General features: G+C 63.0%; 15 protein-coding genes, 1 tRNA gene and 1 riboswitch. Of the genes, 11 read left to right on the top strand and 5 right to left on the bottom strand.

Annotated elements, in window-relative coordinates; genetic code table 11:
• Positions 1-172: 172 nt before the first annotated feature.
• On the bottom strand, positions 173-1,480 hold the full coding sequence (gene mtaB / locus B5F27_RS03385; protein WP_087364676.1) for a tRNA (N(6)-L-threonylcarbamoyladenosine(37)-C(2))-methylthiotransferase MtaB: 1,308 nt from the start codon (positions 1,478-1,480) through the stop codon (positions 173-175).
• 248 nt (positions 1,481-1,728) lie between these two features.
• Between mtaB and B5F27_RS03380 the strand changes: the two genes are divergently transcribed.
• The 8 genes from B5F27_RS03380 (at position 1,729) to plsY (ending at position 9,567) form a co-directional block, all read left to right on the top strand.
• A complete protein-coding gene (locus tag B5F27_RS03380) occupies positions 1,729-2,928 on the top strand; it encodes a D-alanyl-D-alanine carboxypeptidase family protein (RefSeq protein ID WP_087364674.1) in 1,200 nt (399 codons plus the stop codon).
• A gap of 346 nt (positions 2,929-3,274) precedes the next feature.
• On the top strand, positions 3,275-4,606 hold the full coding sequence (locus B5F27_RS03375) for a glucose-6-phosphate isomerase (RefSeq protein WP_087364672.1): 1,332 nt from the start codon (positions 3,275-3,277) through the stop codon (positions 4,604-4,606).
• 52 nt (positions 4,607-4,658) lie between these two features.
• Positions 4,659-5,063: an ATP-binding protein gene (locus B5F27_RS03370; RefSeq protein ID WP_087248538.1), complete on the top strand. Its 405-nt coding sequence runs from the start codon at positions 4,659-4,661 to the stop codon at positions 5,061-5,063.
• Between the two features lie 178 nt (positions 5,064-5,241).
• A complete protein-coding gene (locus B5F27_RS03365) occupies positions 5,242-5,739 on the top strand; it encodes a YceD family protein (RefSeq protein ID WP_087364670.1) in 498 nt (165 codons plus the stop codon).
• Between the two features lie 25 nt (positions 5,740-5,764).
• Positions 5,765-5,944, top strand: coding sequence for a 50S ribosomal protein L32 (gene rpmF, locus B5F27_RS03360; RefSeq protein ID WP_087248534.1), 180 nt, complete (start codon positions 5,765-5,767; stop codon positions 5,942-5,944).
• A gap of 107 nt (positions 5,945-6,051) precedes the next feature.
• Entirely contained in the window at positions 6,052-7,404 is a 1,353-nt protein-coding gene (locus B5F27_RS03355) for a DUF512 domain-containing protein (RefSeq protein ID WP_087248532.1), read from the top strand.
• Positions 7,401-8,744 (top strand): ribosome biogenesis GTPase Der, encoded by a 1,344-nt coding sequence (der, locus tag B5F27_RS03350; RefSeq protein ID WP_087248530.1) that lies wholly within the window; start codon positions 7,401-7,403, stop codon positions 8,742-8,744. The genes B5F27_RS03355 and der overlap by 4 nt, the downstream gene beginning before the upstream one ends.
• A 145-nt stretch (positions 8,745-8,889) precedes the next feature.
• Positions 8,890-9,567, top strand: a complete 678-nt coding sequence (gene plsY, locus B5F27_RS03345) for a glycerol-3-phosphate 1-O-acyltransferase PlsY (RefSeq protein WP_087248528.1) — start codon at positions 8,890-8,892, stop codon at positions 9,565-9,567.
• 223 nt (positions 9,568-9,790) lie between these two features.
• On the opposite strand, the gene B5F27_RS03340 is transcribed toward plsY, so the two are convergent.
• Positions 9,791-9,866, bottom strand: a tRNA-Ala gene (locus B5F27_RS03340).
• Positions 9,867-10,036: 170 nt separating this feature from the next.
• Positions 10,037-10,612 (bottom strand): energy-coupled thiamine transporter ThiT, encoded by a 576-nt coding sequence (thiT, locus tag B5F27_RS03335; RefSeq protein ID WP_087364668.1) that lies wholly within the window; start codon positions 10,610-10,612, stop codon positions 10,037-10,039.
• Between the two features lie 79 nt (positions 10,613-10,691).
• Positions 10,692-10,793, bottom strand: a riboswitch (TPP riboswitch).
• 162 nt (positions 10,794-10,955) lie between these two features.
• Here thiT and B5F27_RS03330 point away from each other — a divergent pair.
• Positions 10,956-11,735: an MBL fold metallo-hydrolase gene (locus B5F27_RS03330; RefSeq protein ID WP_087364666.1), complete on the top strand. Its 780-nt coding sequence runs from the start codon at positions 10,956-10,958 to the stop codon at positions 11,733-11,735.
• 83 nt (positions 11,736-11,818) lie between these two features.
• Here the strand turns inward: B5F27_RS03330 and B5F27_RS03325 are convergent, their stop codons facing one another.
• Together B5F27_RS03325 and B5F27_RS03320 are read right to left on the bottom strand one after the other, a co-directional pair.
• Positions 11,819-12,907, bottom strand: a complete 1,089-nt coding sequence (locus B5F27_RS03325; protein ID WP_087248521.1) for a sugar kinase — start codon at positions 12,905-12,907, stop codon at positions 11,819-11,821.
• Positions 12,908-13,116: 209 nt separating this feature from the next.
• Positions 13,117-14,031: a radical SAM protein gene (locus B5F27_RS03320; RefSeq protein WP_087364664.1), complete on the bottom strand. Its 915-nt coding sequence runs from the start codon at positions 14,029-14,031 to the stop codon at positions 13,117-13,119.
• A 165-nt stretch (positions 14,032-14,196) separates the two neighbouring features.
• On the opposite strand from B5F27_RS03320, the gene B5F27_RS03315 reads away from it, so the two are divergent.
• Both B5F27_RS03315 and B5F27_RS03310 read left to right on the top strand, forming a co-directional pair.
• Positions 14,197-16,203 (top strand): fructose-1,6-bisphosphatase, encoded by a 2,007-nt coding sequence (locus B5F27_RS03315; protein ID WP_087248517.1) that lies wholly within the window; start codon positions 14,197-14,199, stop codon positions 16,201-16,203.
• Positions 16,204-16,655: 452 nt separating this feature from the next.
• Positions 16,656-17,942, top strand: a complete 1,287-nt coding sequence (locus B5F27_RS03310; RefSeq protein ID WP_143405427.1) for a UDP-N-acetylglucosamine 1-carboxyvinyltransferase — start codon at positions 16,656-16,658, stop codon at positions 17,940-17,942.
• Positions 17,943-17,998 lie beyond the last annotated feature (56 nt).

Genomic DNA, 17,998 nt, shown 5'->3' with positions numbered 1-17,998 from the left:
GTCTGCGCCGTTTCATACGATTTTATTCTAACACATTTTGTCCGCCTTGAAAAGGGCAGAAGCGAAAAAAGCGTCAAGAAAATAACAAACACCCTGCAAAAAAGTCCGGGCCGCCGCATTCGGGCGGCAGTCCGGACAAAAATCAGGGGGTACAGGCGCCCCGGCGGGGCGCTCAGGTTTTCTTTTCCAGGAAGGCGGCGGACACCCGGGCGCCGTCAAAGCGGCCCAGCCGCACCCGCACGATGTCGCCCGAGGCGCAGCCCGGGGCCGACACCGACGCCGGCACATACAGCCGGGTGTAACCGGTGAACACGGTGGCCGAGACGGGGGTTTCCAGCAGGACTTCGTCCTCGGTGCCCTCCAGGTCGGCCAGGACCCGGAGGCTCACCTCCTCGGCCCGCAGGTGCATGGCCCGGCTGCGGCGCTGTTTTTCCCGCTCGTGGATCTGGTCGGGGAAGCTGAAGGCCGGGGTCCCCTCCCGGCGGGAGTAGGGGAATACATGGACCCGCAGGAAGCCCACTTCCTCCAGGAACGCGCAGCTGGCCTCAAAGTCGGCCTCGGTCTCCCCGGGGAAGCCGCAGATGCAGTCGGTGGTGAAGCTGACCCGCCGGCCGGCGTAGGCCTGGCGGATGCGGCGGACAATGTCCAGATACTGGGCGGTGGTGTAGGGGCGGCGCATCCGGCGCAGGGTGCTGTCGCAGCCGCTCTGAAGGCTCAGATGGAACTGGGGGCAGAGCTTGTCCACCGCCGCCAGCCGGCGGATGCCCTCTTCGGTGAGCATGTCGGGGTCCAGGCTGCCCAGACGAATCCGGTCGATGCCCTCCACCTGGGCGCAGTGCTCGATCAGCTCATAGAGATTGGTGCCGGTGTCGGTGCCGTAGCTGGGCAGGGAGATGGCGCTGAGGACCACTTCCCGGTAGCCGGCGGCGGCCAGCTGGCCCAGCTCGGCCAGGATGCTGGATTCGGACCGGCTGCGGACCGGGCCCCGGGCCTTGGGGATGATGCAGTAGGCGCACTGTCGGTTGCAGCCGTCCTCCACCTTGATGAAGGCGCGGGTGTGGGTCTCGAACCGGTCCACCGGCATCTCCTCGAAGGACTCGCCCCGGACATGGGGCTGGATGGCCACAATCCGCTCGTGGCCGTCCAGCAGTTTCTGGACATTGTCCAGGATGGCGCGGCGGTCGGTGTTGCCGCAGACCAGGTCGGCCTCCATCAGCTGGGCGGCGGCCTCGGGGAAGGCCTGGGGATAGCAGCCGGTCAGGACGGTGACGGCGCCGGGATTTTTCCGCTTGGCCTGACGCAGCCATTTGCGGCTTTTCTGGTCGCCGAAGTTGGTGACGGTGCAGCTGTTTACAATATAGACGTCGGCGGGCTCGCCGTCCGGCACCACGGTGAAGCCGCTGCGCTCGAACAGCTGTTCCAGGGCCTCGGTCTCGTTCAGATTGACCTTGCAGCCAAGGGTATAAAAACAAACGCGCATGGAAGTTCCTTTCCTGTCTGGGCGCCCCGCGGCCCGGGCTGAACCGCAGGGAAACAGCGGGGAAAGGCGGGGCGATGGTGTGTTTTTGAGTATATCGAATCAAAGCGAAAAACGCAAGATGTAATCCTGCCGGACTGCCCGGGCCGGCGGCTGCATAAAATCACACTGGAGTGGTTGCGGGAAGCGGCGTCTGCCCGGGCCGTCCGGATACCGCCGCAGGCGCGGCCTAGAGGGATGGAGGCAAGAGAATGGTTCGTAGGAGTTTGGCTCTCAGTTGTGCGGCGGCGCTTTGTCTGTGGCTGGTGATGATGGTCTTTGCGCCGGCGGCGCAGGCCGCCGGGGAGGAGCCCGCCGCGGTGGAAACGGCGGTGGAGGCGCAGGCGGCGTCCCTTTCGCTGCCCTGCCGGACGGCCATCCTGATCGACCAGGACACCGGCACGGTGCTGTATGAGAAAAACGCCGACCAGCGGGTGCCCATTGCCTCCATCACCAAGGTGATGACCCTGCTGCTGACCTTTGATGCGGTGCGGGCCGGCAAATTCACCATGGACACCCTGGTGCCGGTGAGCAACCATGCCGCCAGCATGGGGGGCAGCCAGGTCTGGCTGGAGCCGGGGGAGCAGTTCACCCTGGACGAGATGCTGCGGGCCATCTGCGTGTCCAGCGCCAACGACGCGGCGGTGGCGGTGGCCGAGCTGGTGGGGGGCAGCGAGGAGGCCTTTGTGGCCATGATGAACGCCAAGGCCGCCGAGCTGGGGATGACCGACACCACCTTTAAAAATGCCTGCGGCCTGGACACCGAGGGCCATCTGTCCACCGCCCGGAACGTGGCCATCATGAGCCGCACCATCCTGACCCAGTACCCCGAGGTGCTCCACTACAGCGGCATCTGGACCGACTCGCTGCGGAACGGCCAGACCATGCTGGTGAACACCAACAAGCTGCTGCGCCGCTACGACGGCATCACCGGCCTCAAGACCGGCACCACCGGCGGGGCGGGGGTGTGCATTTCGGCGTCGGCCACCCGCAACGGCCTGAATCTGATTGCGGTGGTGCTGGGGTCCAGCTCCAGCGCCGAGCGGTTCGAGGCGGCCACCAAGCTGCTGGACTACGGCTTCGCCAACTATGAGGCCGCCGTCCTGCCCGACCTGTCCGGCCGGCCCCTGTATCTGACGGTGACCGGCAGCGCCGACACCGAGATCCCCCTGGATTATTCCGCCCTGCCCGACCGGCTGCTGGTGCCCAGCGGCGGCGGCGCGTCCCTGGCGGCCGAGATCAGCCTGCCCGACAGCTGCGCCGCCCCGGTGAGCCTGGGGGATGAGGTGGGCACCGTCACCGTCACCAGCAACGGGGAGACGGTGGGCTCCTGGCCCATCCGTGCCGCCGCCGGCGCCGCCGAGATGGACTTTGACGCCGCCGTCCGCCTGATGCTGGAAAGCCTGTTCTGACGCTGGAGCCTCAGCGCCCTCCCGACCCCGGACCGGGCCGGGACGGGCGCTGTTTTGGCCCCGGGGGCCGGGGCCGGCGGCGCTTAAAACAGGACCAAAAGCCCATATTTTCCCGAACGGTTTCACGATTTTGCAGTTTGACGCGAAAATTAACAGAATTTACAACAGACCCCAGAGGGCCCTTGTTAAAATTGTATGAATCCCGGGGATTTTGGCCTTGACTTTATCGGGGCGGGACGGTACACTTAGAGAAAGAATCTCGTCGCCGCCGGCGGCAGGGGCCTGTGTCCCCGCTGCCCGCAGCGCGGAACCATACAAGGAAGGAACAGTTTGGAGGCCTAGAATCATGAGCGTTTCGTTTAACACCAAGCACCTTTCTCCGTTCATCAACGAAGATGAGTTTGCAGCGATCTATCCCCAGGTGGCGGCGGCCCATCAGAGCCTGGAGGCCAAGAACGGCCCCGGCAGCGATTTCCTGGGCTGGATGTATCTGCCCCGCGACTATGATAAGGAAGAGTTCAGCCGCATCCAGGCTGCGGCCGAGAAGATCCGCAGCGACTCGGATGTGCTGGTGGTGGCCGGCATCGGCGGCAGCTATCTGGGCGCACGCGCCGTGGTCGAGGCCGTCAAGGGCGTCTACCACAACGAGCTGGAGCCGGGCCTGAAGGTCTACTTCTGCGGCAACAGCATCAGCCCCACCGCCCTGAACGACATCATTGCTCTGTGCAAGGGCAAGCGCTTCTCCATCAACGTCATCTCCAAGTCGGGCACCACCACCGAGACCAGCCTCGCCTTCCGCGTGCTGCGCAAGCTGCTGGAGGACCAGGTGGGCGTGGAGGAAGCCAACAAGCGGATCTACGCCACCACCGACCGGGCCAAGGGCACCCTCAAGCAGCTGGCGGACAGCCAGGGCTGGCCCACCTTCGTCGTTCCCGATGACGTGGGCGGCCGCTACTCGGTGCTGTCGGCTGTGGGCCTGCTGCCCATCGCCGCCGCCGGCATCGACATCGCCGAGCTGATGAAGGGCGCTGCCGACGCCATGGAGCGGTTCTCGGTCCTCAGCCCCGACAACGACGCTTACCGCTACGCCGCAGCCCGCAACATCCTCAACCGCAAGGGCAAACAGATCGAGATCCTGGAGTGCTACGAGCCCAACTTCGCCCTGATGAACGAGTGGTACAAGCAGCTGTTCGGCGAGAGCGAGGGCAAGGACAACAAGGGCCTGTTCCCCGCCAGCTGCATCTTCTCCACCGACCTGCATTCCATGGGCCAGTTCATCCAGGAAGGCACCCGGAATATGTTCGAGACCATCGTCAACGTCAAGACCCCCGCCCAGGACCTCTACATTGAGGAGCTGGAGGGCAACTTCGACGGTCTGAACTTCCTGGCCAACCAGAACATGAGCGTGGTCAACCGCAAGGCCATGGAGGGCACCATCCTGGCGCACACCGACGGCGGCGTGCCCCAGCTGCTCATCGATGTGGACGACCTGTCGGCCTACAACGTTGGTTACCTGATCTACTTCTTCTGGCGTGCCTGCGCATGCAGCGGCTACCTGCTGGGCGTCAACCCCTTCAACCAGCCGGGCGTCGAGAGCTACAAGAAGAATATGTTCGCACTGCTGGGCAAGCCCGGCTACGAGAGTCTGACCGCAGAGCTGGAGGCCAAGCTCCAGTAATCGCACAGGAATCCTGCGCCGCAAGGCGTGGAAAATACAGGAGGCAATGACTATGATTAGACTGATTGTTGGCACCAAGGGTTCGGGAAAGACCAAGGCTATGATCGACATGATTAACGAGTCGGTCCGTACCAGCAAGGGCAACGTCGTCGTGGTGGAGAAGGGCATGAAGCTCACCTACGATATCGCATCGGCAGCCCGCCTCATCGACCTCGAAGAGTACAAGATCCAGGGCGGCGAGATGCTGTATGGCTTCGTCGCAGGCCTGATGGCCAGCAACTATGATATCACCGATGTCTACATCGACGGCATCCTGAAGGTCCTCGATCACGACATCAACCGTCTGGGCGTGGTTCTGGACGAGATGGCCGCCATCGCCGGCGACACCGTCCGCGTGACCGTCACCGTCAGCGCCGACGAGTCCATGCTGCCCCACAACGTCAAGAAGTACCTGTAAAAGGTCTCGGACGGTTTCATTCTGAAAAATTTCGGACAGGCCGGTGTGCTCAGGGCGCGCCGGCCTTGCCCGGTCCCGGCACAAAAGAATGAAATTTTTCCCATTTGTGCGCAATTTGGGGCTTGACACAGGCCCCCTTTGGCGCTATACTTACAAGGCAGCTTTTTAGAGGTGTACTATGCAATTTGACCTAAGAAGGTTCATCGCATCCGGCCGCGCCAGACAGGAGCAGACTTTTGACTGCGACCTGACGGGGCGTGATTTTGCCGGGTCCCGCATCGAGGCGCCTGTGGCCGCCCGCTTTGCAGCGGAGGCCGACGGGGACGAAGTGCGGATGACTTTGCGGGCAAGCGCATCGGTGCATGGCGAATGCGCACGCTGTCTCGACCCTGTCCAGCTTGAGGTACAGGTGGATGCGGGCTGGACGGCGCGGGAACGCGACCTGGACGACCCGGATTTTGAGCTGCCCGTCAACGAGGCGGGCTGCATCGATCTGGACGACTGGCTCTACCAGGAGTTTTTGTTCCAGGTTCCCACGGTCCTGTTGTGCAGTGCCGACTGCCCGGGGCTGTGTCCCCAATGCGGGCGCAAACGTCCCTGCTCCTGCCCGGCTGCGCCGGAACAAAGCGCACAGCCGGATGCGAGGCTGAGCGTACTGAAATCACTGCTGAATTGATATTCCATCCAAGGAGGTGCAAACTATGGCAGTACCCAAGAGACATCTTTCCAAGGCCCGCCGCGATAAGCGTCGCAGCAACGTCTGGAAGCTGGAGGCCCCCACGCTGGTGAAGTGCAGCAACTGCGGCTCTTTCAAGCTCCCCCACCAGGCCTGCGGCAACTGCGGCTACTACAAGGGCGAGGAAGTCATCAAGAAGGGCTGATTTGCATTTTACTTGGTGGCATCATGGATGTATGACAGAAGGGGAGGGCGTGCCGCGCCTTCCCCTTCTTCGCGTTTTGAGACGCATTGCGAAAGGAGGCGGCGCCTATGGCCATGAAGATTGATACCGTCGCTGCGGGCAGCGACGCCCAGGCGCTGGGCCTGGGCCCCGGGGATGAGCTGTTGTCGGTGGACGGCAACGCCATCAACGACGCGCTGGACTACCAGTTTTATACCGACAGCCCCGGCTTTCATCTGACCGCCCGGGTGGACGGCGTCCTGCGGGAGTGGGACGTGGCCCGTCAGCCCGGCGAGGATTTCGGGTGCAATTTTGCCACCTATCTGGGGGACAAAAAGCACTCCTGCGCCAACCGCTGCATCTTCTGCTTCATCGACCAGCTGCCCCCCGGTATGCGCAAAAGCCTGTATTTCAAGGACGACGACGAGCGTCTGTCCTTCCTGTTCGGCAACTACATCACGATGACCAACATGCACGACCGCGAGATCGACCGGATCATCAAGATGCACATTTCGCCGATCAATATTTCAGTCCACACCACCAATCCCGAGCTCCGCTCCAAAATGCTGGCCAACCGCCGCGGCGGCGAAACCCTGAAATACCTCTACCGCCTGGTGGAGGCGGGCATCGCGGTGAACTGCCAGCTGGTGCTGTGCCGCGGGGTCAACGACGGGGACGAGCTGCGCCGCACCCTCACCGACCTGCTGGCCCTGGCCCCCATGGTCCAGAGCGTGGCGGCGGTGCCCTGCGGGGTCACCGACTACCGGGAGGGGCTGTACCAGCAGACCCCCTACGATGCGGCGTCCAGCGCCGAGGTCATCGACATCATGGAGGCCTTCGGCGACGAGGCCAAGGCCCGCCACGGCGTCCGGATCATCTACCCCAGCGACGAGTGGTATCTCAACGCCGGGCGTCCCATCCCGCCGGCGGAGTTCTATGAGGACTTTGCCCAGCTGGAAAACGGGGTGGGGATGTGGCGGCTGTATGAGGACAGCTTCCGGGCCGAGCTGGAGAGGGCCCACGTGGTCTATGAGGAGAAAAAGATGGACGTGGTCACCGGCACCATGGCCGCCCCCCTCATCACCGCCATGATGGAGGAACTGCACCGGCAGTACCCCATGATTTCGGTGACCGTCCACCCCATCCAGAACCGCTTTTTCGGCGGCAACGTGGGAGTGGCGGGCCTGGTCACCGCCACCGACATCATCGACCAGTGCGCGGGCAAGCTGACCAGCGGTGTGCTGGGCGTGCCCGAAGTGATGCTGCGCAGTGAGCGGGATATGTTCCTGGACAGCATCACGGTGGAGGAACTGGCCCGGCGCCTGGGGGTCAAAGTGGAGATCCTGCCGGCCGACGGCGGCAAGGAGGCCCGCGCCCTGCTGCGCAGCGGGCTGCATATTTCCCGCCGCAGAAAGCCGAAGAAGGAGGAAATGAGCCAATGAGTAAACCCATTGTCGCAGTGGTGGGCCGGCCCAACGTGGGCAAATCCACCCTGTTCAATAAACTGTGCGGCCAGCGCCTCGCCATTGTGGAGGATACCCCCGGCATCACCCGGGACCGCATTTTTGCGCCCTGCGAGTGGCAGGGCCATGACCTGCTGCTGGTGGATACCGGCGGCATCGAGCCCAAGGCCACCGAGGGCATTCTGGCCCACATGCGCCAGCAGGCCCAGATCGCCATCGACACCGCCGACTGCATCATCATGGTGGTGGACGTCCGCTCGGGCCTGACCTCCTCCGACGAGGAGGTGGCCCACATGCTGCGCCGCAGCCATAAGCCCATCATCCTGGCGGTGAACAAGTGCGACAGCGTCGGCGAGCCGCCGGCCGAAATGTACGAGTTCTACAACCTGGGATTCGATGAGGTGATGCCGGTGTCGGCGGTCCACGGCCATGGCACCGGCGACCTGCTGGACGCCGTCTGCGCCCATCTGGACTTTTCCGAGACGGTGGTGGAGGAGGACCGGATTCCGGTGGCCATCATCGGCCGGCCCAACGTGGGCAAGTCCAGCCTGACCAACCGCATCCTGGGCGAAAACCGGATGATCGTGGCCGACGAGGCCGGCACCACCCGGGACGCCATCGACACCCCGGTGGACAACGCCTATGGCAAGTTCATCTTTACCGACACCGCCGGCCTGCGCCGCCGCTCCAACATCGAGGAAGGCCTGGAGCGGTATATGGTGGTGCGGGCCCTGGCGGCGGTGGAACGCAGCCGCGTGGCCCTGATCCTGGTGGACGCCACCGTGGGCTTCACCGAGCAGGACAGCAAGATTGCGGGCTATGCCCACGAACAGGGCAAGGCCTGCATCATCGTGGTCAACAAGTGGGACGCCGTGGAGGGCAAAGAGACCAACACCATGGAACTGCAGCGCCGGGGGTATGCCGAGTGCTTCAGCTTCATGAGCTATGCGCCCATCATCTTTATTTCGGCCCAGACCGGCTATAACATCGACCGGCTGATGCGGCTGATCCGGGACGTGGACACCCAGAACGGCGCCCGCGTGCCCACCGGCGTCCTGAACGAGATGCTGGCCCGGGCCACCGCCCGGGTGCAGCCCCCCACGGACAAGGGCCGCCGCCTGAAAATCTTCTATCTGACCCAGGCCTCCACCCGTCCGCCCACGTTTGTGGCCTTTGTCAACTCCAAGCCCCTGTTCCACTTCAGCTATCAGCGGTACCTCATCAACCAGATCCGCGAGAGCTTCAGCCTGGAACACACCCCCATCCGCCTGGTGGTCCGCGAGCGCGGCAGCGGGCAGGTCGGGGCGAAAGACGTGTAATCAACCCTGGAAGAAATGGCCCCGGCCTGCATGGATGCGGCCAGCCAGCCGGGGCTTTTGGTACCGGCGAAGGAAGGCGGGTCCTGCAGATACAGCCTGTGTGAACACAGGGCCTGCCGCTGCTTGATTCAAAGGAGGAATCCCTATGCTGATGGATTTTCTGATCGTCCTGGCGGTTGCCCTGGAGGCATACCTGCTGGGCAGCATTGACACCGGCATCCTGGTGTCCAAGTTTGTCTACCACGACGACGTCCGCCGCCACGGCAGCGGCGCCGCCGGCATGACCAATATGCTGCGCACCTTCGGCAAGAAGGCCGCCGCCATGACCGCCGCCGGCGACGTGCTGAAGGGCGTGGCTGCGGTGTGCATTGCCCGGTGGCTGTTCGGCTATATGTCGGGCCAGCTGTTCTCCCAGTTCCTGGGGATCTACCTGGCCGCCATTCTGGCAGTCATCGGCCACCTGAAGCCCATTTACTTCGGCTTCAAGGGCGGCAAGGGCGTCCTGGTGGCGGCCGGCACCATTCTGGCGGTCCAGCCGGTGCTGATTCCCTTCCTGATGGTGGTCTTTCTGGTCTGCCTGATCCCCACCGGCATGGTCTCCCTGGGCAGCATTACAGCAGCAGCCTCCTATCCCTTCCTGACCCTGGCCTATGGCCTGCTGAGCGGCTACGGCCTCCACGATGTGGTGGTGATGACGGTGGGCGGCGCCATTATGGCCGGCATGGTCATCTACATGCACCGCTCCAACCTCCAGCGCATCCGCGAGGGCAAGGAGTATCGCTTCGGCAAAAAAGGCAAGGACAACAACGGTACCAAAAACTGAGCCTGAACCCACATAGAAACAGCAAAGCCCCCGCCGGGAACGGCGGGGACTTTTGTTGCGGGCATCCTTCAAAAAGCGGCAAAGGCTGCGGTTTCGTCCCGGCAGAGGGCGCCCCAGGGACTGGCGGTCAGCCGGGCCAGGGCATGGCCGAACCGCCGCCCGGAACCAGACTGCCGCAGGCAATACAAACAAAAAACACCCGCTTCGATTGAAGCAGGTGTCTTGGTGGAGATAAGCGGGATCGAACCGCTGACCTCTTGAATGCCATTCAAGCGCTCTCCCAGCTGAGCTATACCCCCATATTCTTGACTGTCTTAAGTGCTGTGCACCGGCGACGTCAGTTATTATAGCAGAGGAGAGGGGGAATGTCAACTGTTTTTCTGCAATTTTTTGCAAAAAAATGCCGCCTCCCGGACGGCATCCGGGAAGCGGCGGAAAAACAACGCAGATACAAAAGACCTTGGCTGAATCAGGCGGCAGCCTTTTCCTGCTCCAGGAACAGCTGGGGTGCGGCCTTGTAGATCAGCAGGGCGGCCACCAGGGTGATGATGGTTTCGGGCAGCATGTAGCTGGCGTTGTAGGTCAGGCTGTAGACCCAGGCGGACAGGCCCTCGTTCAGGTTGCCCCAGATCAGCACGCCGGACAGGAAGCTGCACATGAACCGCAGGAAGCCGGCCATGAAGGTGCCCACGGCGATGCCCGCCGCCCGGTTGGAGAAGGGACGGGCGAACAGCTCGGCCAGGCCCAGGGCCATGAACGCCAGCACATAGTCCAGCAGCACCTCGCCCAGGAAGTACAGGAAGGTGGGCACCGGGGGAGCCCAGAAGCCCAGCAGCATCTGCAGCAGGCTGTTCACAAAGCCGGTGAACAGGCCCCACTTGACGCCGTGGCGGAAGGACACCAGCACAAAGGGCAGCATGCTCAGCAGGGTGACGCTGCCGCCGTTGGGCATGGTGAAGATGCGGATGTTGGACAGAACGGTGCCCACCGCAATCATCAGGGCGCATTCCACCAGGATGCGGGTCTTGGAATAGGTTTTGGTCATCAGAAATCGCTCCTCAAAAAAGTAGTACACAAAAACAAAAGCGCCCGCTTTGCAGCAGGCGCATGGGGTGTTTACAAAACCGGACGTTCCGCAAACTTACCTACGCCGGCATTACCCGGATCAGGTTGGAGGGTACTCCGCTTGCGCGGATCTCAGCCTTTCGGCGCCCCTGTTTTCATGTCCACCGTCCAGTATAGACAACTGTGGAAAAATGTCAACCCCCGGGACGGGATTTTCTTGCCCCGGGACGGGGGCGCGTTCCCTTTTGGGGCGAAATGCGCTATAATAAAGCCAAAGCCGGCGGCCGGAGGGCCCCGGCACAATCCGAAAAGGCGGTGAAACAATGATCAACATCACAGCGCTGGTGGAAAACACCACCTCCGACGAGCGCCTGGACAAGGAACACGGCCTCTCCCTCTACATCGAGGCCCTGGGCCACAGGATTTTGTTTGACATGGGGCAGACCGATCTCTTTGCCCGCAACGCCGAGGCCCTGGGCATCGACCTGGCGGGGGTGGACCTGGCGGTGCTGTCCCACGGACACTACGACCACGGCGGCGGCCTGGCCCGGTTTCTGGAGCTGAACCAGACCGCCCCGGTCTACCTGAACCAGCACGCCTTTGAGCCCCACTACCACGGGGAGGAGCGGTACATCGGCCTGGACACGGCCCTGGCGTCCAGTCCCCGGCTCCGCTTTGTGGGGGACCGGGAAGAGATTGCCCCCGGCCTGACCCTGGCCACCTGCAACGGCCTGCCCAAGCGGGAGGACCTGGGCAGCTTCGGCCTGACGGTGGAGGAGGACGGAGCGTTCCGGCCCGAGGACTTCCGCCACGAGCACTATCTCCTGATCGAGGACGCCGGGCGTCGGGTGCTGATCAGCGGGTGCTCCCACAAGGGGATTCTGAATATTGTGGACTGGTTCCGGCCGGATGTGCTGGTGGGCGGCTTCCACTTCAACACCATGCCCCTGGACGACGCCCTGGCGGGCTACGCCCGGCAGCTGTCGGCCTACGGCACCGACTTCTACACCTGCCACTGCACCGGCCGCAAGCAGTACGCCTTTATGAAGGAGTACATGGACCATCTGGCCTATCTTTCCACCGGCCAGACCATCCAGGTGTAAAACCCGGCCCGACGGGCCGTTCCCAACAAAAAACACCCCCGGGCGCTGTGGGCGTCCGGGGGTGCGGTGGTTTTGGGGGGAAGTTAACGCTTGATGTCGTAGTTCATGTTCATCAGGTTGCGGATGGTGCCCACGTCGTCGGTGATGTTGGCGTCGCCGTGGATGGTGTGCTTGATGGCGCTGCTGGCCACCGCGAAGTTGATGATGTCCATGGCCTTGTAGTTGTGGAGCATGGCGTAGATCAGGCCGCTGGCGAAGGCGTCGCCGCCGCCCACGCGGTCCAGAATATTGAAGGTGAACAGCTTGCTCTCGAAGGTATGGCCGTCCAGCCACATGAAGGCCTTCAGGCTGTTCTCGCTGCCGCTGTGGGCGTAGCGCACATGGCGGGCGATGCACTTGATGTTGGGATACCGCTCAATGAACCGCTGGAAGATCTCGTCCTGCTGCTCATAGCTGGGCTGCAGGGGCACGCCGTCCTTCCAGTCGCCCTTGGAATGGTCGTTCTCGTCCTTCCACAGGTGATAGGGCTCGATGCCCAGCAGCACGTCCACATAGGGCAGGCACTCGGTGCAGAAGTCCCGGGCATCCTCCCAGCTCCACAGGGTGCTGCGGAAGTTGCCGTCAAAGCTGACGGTCAGGCCCTTTTTCTTGGCGGTTTTCAGCAGGTCCATGGTCAGGGCCCGGCAGTTGGGGGCCAGGGCCGGGGTGATGCCGCTCAGGTGCAGCCAGTCGTAGCCGTCCAGCAGGGCCTCCAGGTCCACCCGGGAGAAATCGTACTCGGTGATGGCGCTGTGCTTGCGGTCGTAGGTGACCTTGGACGCCCGGATGCCGTAGCCGGTCTCCAGGTAGTAGGTGCCCAGACGGTGGGTGGGGACATCCTGCTGGGTGGCCAGAATCATGGGGGTGCAGTGGACGTCGTTGGAGCGCAGCATCCGCACCGCGCTCTTGCCCAGGCTGTTGTTGGGCACCACGCTGAAAAAGGTGCTGTCCACGCCCAGGTTGGCCAGCGCCAGGGCGATGTTGGCCTCGCTGCCGCCGTAGCTGGCCTCAAAGCTGGAGGCCATGCGGATTTTTTCGTAGTTCGGCGGGGTCAGACGGAGCATGATCTCACCGCAGGTGATGAATTTCGGCGCGTCGGTATCTCTGCTCAACAGAGGATTGTAGTGTTCCATAGGGCTCCTCCTTCAAGTTCCCGGTGGGCGGGTGCAGGCCCCAAAGGCCGCACGTTCAGTGTTGTATCCATTATATTGCTTTTCGCAGAGAATTTCAAGCAGCTTTCCCAAAACGTTGGAGGCAATGTGCCAAAATTTGTGGAAACCTGCTGTGCATTTGGATCAAAATGCGGGGATTTCCGCGCCGCGCCGCCGAAATCCGCCCCCCATCACACCCCCGTCAGGTCGAAGCTGGGGGTGTATTCCTCCCGGGCGCTGCTCTTCTGCTGCATGTATCCGGTGGTGAGGCCCTTGTCCATGGCGTAGTTCACCACCCGGCGGTATTCGTAGGTGGTGATCCGCCGCCCGATGCCGTGGTCGGCGGCCTGATAGAAGGGAGTGAACTGGCTCATGAGGCTGGGCAGGAAACAGCCGGGGTCGGCGTCGTTCCAGGCGGCCATCTGGTCCAGCACCCGGAAACTGTCATCCGTGTGGCCGGGGATGGCCAGGTGCCGCAGAATTACCCCCCGCTGGAGGATGCCCTCGCCGTCAAAGACGGGGCGGCCCGCCTGGGCCAGCATGGCCTCGATGGCGGCTTTGGCGGCGGCGGGGTAGTCGGGGGCGGCGGACAGGTCGGCCGCCAGGGCAGGGGAGATGTATTTCAGGTCGGCCAGCCAGATATCGATGTACCCCGCCCAGCGGGCCACACTCTCGACGGTTTCGTAGCCGCCGGTGTTGCAGACGATGGGCAGGTGCAGCCCGGCGGCCCGGGCCTGGTCCAGGGCGGCGATAATCCAGGGCTGCCACTGGCCGGGGGTCACCAGATTGATGTTGTGGGCCCCCTGGGCCTGGAGGTCCAGGAAAATCCCGGCCAGCCGCTCCACGGTGATTTCCTTGCCGAAGGCCTGGGCGCTGATGGGGTAGTTCTGGCAGTAGCAGCACCGCAAAGCACAGCCCGAGAAAAACACGGTGCCGCTGCCCCGGGTGCCGCTGATGCAGGGCTCCTCCCAGAAGTGGAGGGCCGCCCGGGCCACTTTCAGGGTGCCGGCGGCGCCGCAGTATCCGGCACGGCCGGCGGCGCGGTCTGCGCCGCAGCGCCGGGGGCACAGGTCACAGCGGCTGGGGATGGTGAAGGTTGTAGACATAGTGCATAAAGTCCCTTCCAAAAGATTTACGGATTTGACCTGCAAACAGTATACCATTTTTTCTGCCCGGCGTGTTATACTGAGTATTGAAAAAACTTGTATCCTTTGAAAAGAACGGATTGAGAAGCATTGCGCCGCGCTCCGGCGCGCAAGGAGGGATGATCCATGCAGACCGAAACCGACGAAATCCGCAAAAATCTGAAATACCTGAACCTGCTGGCCCGGGACTACCCGTCCCAGGCGGCGGCCGCCAGCGAGATCATCAGCACCCAGGCCCTGCTCAAGCTGCCCAAGGGCACCGAACACTTCATGAGCGACCTCCACGGGGAAAACGAGGCCTTTGTCCACATCCTGAACTCGGCCTCGGGGGTGATCCGTGAGAAGGTGGACGCCGTCCTGGGGGAATCGGTTCCCGCCGAGACCCGGGCCGAGCTGGCCACCCTGATCTATTACCCGGCGGAAAAGCTGCCCCAGCTCAAGGCCCGCCAGCCCAGCCAGTCCGCCCTGGAAAACTGGTACAGCGAGACCCTGCTGCGCCTCATTGATATCTGCCGCCTGGTGTCCTCCAAACACACCCGCAACCATGTCCGGTCCTGCCTGCCCTCGGGCTGCGGCTATGTGCTGGACGAGCTGCTCCACGCCCATTTCGAGGACCACGACAAGGATTTGTATTACGGCCAGATCGTGGGCAGCATCATCGAGAACGGCCGGGCCGACCGGTTCATCACCCGCCTGTGCGAGCTGATCAAGCGGCTGGCGGTGGACAAGCTCCATATTGTGGGGGACCTGTTTGACCGGGGCCCCCGGCCCGACATCATTCTGGACCTGCTGCTGCGGCATCACAGCGTGGATATCCAGTGGGGCAACCACGACGTGGTGTGGATGGGCGCCGCCGCCGGCAGCCCCATCTGTGCCGCCACCGTCATGAAAACCACCCTGGCTTACCACAACCACGGGATGCTGGAGGACATCTACGGCATCAACCTGCGGCATCTCCAGCGGCTGGCCGACCAATACTACGGCCAGGACGATCTGTCCATCTGGATGCCCCACACCGACGCCGCCCGGGGCCCCTACACCGAGGGAATGCTCCACCGCTGCGCCGTCATGCACAAGGCCATCTCCATCATCCTATTCAAGCTGGAGTGCGCCGTCATCGACCGCAACCCCGATTTTCAGATGGAAGGCAGGGACTACCTGCGCCGGATCGACTGGGAGAAGGGGACGGTGAACATCGCCGGGAAGGACTACCCCCTGCGAGACACCAGTTTCCCCACCGTGGACCCCGCCAACCCCGCCGCCCTCAACGAGGACGAGCAGATGGTCATTGACCGGCTGGTGGCCTCTTTCCGCCAGAGCGAAAAGCTCCAGCAGCACGTCCGGTTTCTGTACGCCAAGGGCAGCGTCTACCACATCGAAAACGGCAACCTCCTCTACCACGGGGCGGTGCCCATGACCGAGAAGGGTTCCTTTGCCTCCGAGCGGTTCGAGGGCCGGACCTATTCGGGCCGGGCCCTGATGGACTACTGCGACGAGCGGGCCCGCCGGGGCTACTACAGCCCCGAGGGCAGCGCCGCCCGCCAGAGCGGCCAGGATTTCCTGTGGTATCTGTGGTGCGGCAAGCTGTCGCCCCTGTTCGGCCGCAGCGCCATGACCACCTTTGAGCGGATCTATGTGGCCGACCCCGCCACCCACGCCGAGGTGAAGGACCCCTATTATACCTGGTACAACGACGAGGCCGCCTGCCGGCGGATTCTGTCTGAATTCGGGCTGCCGGGGTCCTGCCACATCATCAACGGCCATGTGCCGGTAAAGGAGAAAAACGGCGAGAGCCCCATCAAGGGGGGCGGCCGGCTGATTGTCATTGACGGCGGGTTCTGCCGTGCCTACCACGAGAAAACCGGCATCGCCGGCTATACCCTGACCTATTCCAGCCGGGATATGTCCCTGCGGACCCATCAGCCCTTCATCAGCGCCGAAAAGGCCATCACCGAAAACATCGACATCGTCTCCCGGGAAAACATCCTGGAACAGGAGAACCACCGGGTGCTGGTGGAGGACATCGACGAGGGCGAGACCCTGCGGGAAAAGGTACATGACCTCAAACAGCTGGTGGCTGCCTATCAGCTGGGCTGGATCAAGGAGGCCGAGGTCCAGGACCGGGTGTGGTAACTGCCTCTTGACGCCCGGAGGAAATATGTGTATTCTGTGTAAAAGAGAGAAAAAATACGAATGAATATGGAGAATCTGGGCAAAACAGAAAATAAGAGCAAACCTCTGGCCTGAAACTTTGCTTTTTTCCTGGAGTTGTGTATAATAGGATGAGCCGCAAGGGAAACGGCGTGTTTGCGCTGCCCTGAAAATCCGCCTGGCTGTGTACAAAAATCCGGTCCAGGCTAAGGGCGTATCTGAAAACTCCTCCACGCTGTCTTATTCTGCCCAAAAGCACATCTGCCGCGTTGCAGTCGCTTGCATTCCACCAAGGAGTGCGGCGCTCCTGCGCCTTGCAGCTGCATCTTTTGGGCGAAGAATCCAGCATGTTTGAATTCTCAGATACACCCCAGGGACTGTGTGCGGCGTGGGACGTTTATTGAATCTGCGGACCCATGAAGGAGATCATTACTTTGGAGAAGTTTGTAATTACCGGCGGCAAGCCCCTGCAGGGCGAAGTCGCTATTTCGGGCGCCAAAAATGCGGCGGTGGGCATCCTGCCCGCCACCATCCTGGCGGCCGGCGTCTGTGTGATCGAGAATCTGCCCAACATCAGCGACGTATCCGTCAGCCTGAACATCCTCAGCGCCCTGGGCGCCCAGGTGCGGATGCTCAACCGCAACACCTACGAGATCGACACCACCCATCTGGTCAGCACCAACGTGCCGGACGACCTGTCCCGGCAGATGCGGGCCAGCTACTATTTCCTGGGGGCGCTGCTGTCCCGCTTTGGCAAGGCCCAGGTGGCCATGCCCGGCGGGTGCAATCTGGGCCCCCGCCCCATCGACCAGCACCTGAAGGCCTTCAGCGCTCTGGGCGCCCAGGACAGTGTGGATTACGGCATGATCACGGTCCGGGCCAAGGAGAAGCTGCAGGGTGCCCGCATCTTCTTTGATAAGGTGAGCGTGGGCGCCACCATGAACGCCATGCTGTCGGCGGTGATGGCCGAGGGCCAGACCATCCTGGAAAACTGCGCCAAGGAGCCCCACGTGGTGGACCTGGCCAACTTCCTGAACATGTGCGGCGCGGACGTCCGCGGCGCCGGCACCGACGTGATTAAAGTGCGGGGCGTCAGCCAGATGCACGGCTGCACCTACAGCATCATCCCCGACCAGATCGAGGCCGGCAGCTATATGGTGGCCGCGGCGGCCACCGGCGGCGACGTGATGATTCACAACGTCACCCCCAAGCACCTGGAACCCATCACCGCCAAGCTGCGGCGCTGCGGGGCCGAGGTGGAGGAGTTTGACGACGCGGTCCGGGTCACCCGCACCGGGCCCATCCTGCCCACCAAGATCAACACCATGCCCCATCCGGGCTTCCCCACCGACATGCAGCCCCTGATGGGCGTGCTGCTCAGCGTGGCCAAGGGCACCAGCACCATCACCGAGGGCATCTGGGACAACCGCTTCCGCTATGTGGATGAACTGCGGAAGATGGGGGCCAACATCCAGGTGGACGGCCAGGTGGCGGTGATCGAAGGGGTGGAGCGGCTGATGCCCGCCCCCCTCCACGCCAGCGACCTGCGGGCCGGCGCGGCCATGGTGGTGGCGGCCCTGATGGCCGACGGCACCAGCGAGATCGAGGAGATCAGCCACATCGAGCGCGGCTACGAAAACATTGTGGAAAAGCTGCAGGGCCTGGGGGCCGACATCCGCAAGGTGGAGCGGGTCCCCGCCGCTCTGGAGCAGGCTCTGTAACAAAACCGAACCAACCCTGAATCCCTGGAGTCGCACCGGCCTGGCGCGGCTCCTTT

The organism is Faecalibacterium sp. An192, assembly GCF_002160175.1.
Taxonomy (GTDB): domain Bacteria; phylum Bacillota; class Clostridia; order Oscillospirales; family Ruminococcaceae; genus Faecalibacterium.
This window is presented reverse-complemented; position numbering and strand designations above follow the sequence as displayed.

Coding starts and splice junctions, on each gene's coding strand:
- plsY (WP_087248528.1), top strand. CDS start 8,890: ATGCTGATGGATTTTCTGATCGTCCTGGCGGTTGCCCTGGAGGCATAC.
- B5F27_RS03325 (WP_087248521.1), bottom strand. CDS start 12,907: ATGGAACACTACAATCCTCTGTTGAGCAGAGATACCGACGCGCCGAAA.
- B5F27_RS03380 (WP_087364674.1), top strand. CDS start 1,729: ATGGTTCGTAGGAGTTTGGCTCTCAGTTGTGCGGCGGCGCTTTGTCTG.
- der (WP_087248530.1), top strand. CDS start 7,401: ATGAGTAAACCCATTGTCGCAGTGGTGGGCCGGCCCAACGTGGGCAAA.
- B5F27_RS03330 (WP_087364666.1), top strand. CDS start 10,956: ATGATCAACATCACAGCGCTGGTGGAAAACACCACCTCCGACGAGCGC.
- thiT (WP_087364668.1), bottom strand. CDS start 10,612: ATGACCAAAACCTATTCCAAGACCCGCATCCTGGTGGAATGCGCCCTG.
- rpmF (WP_087248534.1), top strand. CDS start 5,765: ATGGCAGTACCCAAGAGACATCTTTCCAAGGCCCGCCGCGATAAGCGT.
- B5F27_RS03370 (WP_087248538.1), top strand. CDS start 4,659: ATGATTAGACTGATTGTTGGCACCAAGGGTTCGGGAAAGACCAAGGCT.
- B5F27_RS03355 (WP_087248532.1), top strand. CDS start 6,052: ATGGCCATGAAGATTGATACCGTCGCTGCGGGCAGCGACGCCCAGGCG.
- mtaB (WP_087364676.1), bottom strand. CDS start 1,480: ATGCGCGTTTGTTTTTATACCCTTGGCTGCAAGGTCAATCTGAACGAG.
- B5F27_RS03315 (WP_087248517.1), top strand. CDS start 14,197: ATGCAGACCGAAACCGACGAAATCCGCAAAAATCTGAAATACCTGAAC.
- B5F27_RS03375 (WP_087364672.1), top strand. CDS start 3,275: ATGAGCGTTTCGTTTAACACCAAGCACCTTTCTCCGTTCATCAACGAA.
- B5F27_RS03320 (WP_087364664.1), bottom strand. CDS start 14,031: ATGTCTACAACCTTCACCATCCCCAGCCGCTGTGACCTGTGCCCCCGG.
- B5F27_RS03365 (WP_087364670.1), top strand. CDS start 5,242: ATGCAATTTGACCTAAGAAGGTTCATCGCATCCGGCCGCGCCAGACAG.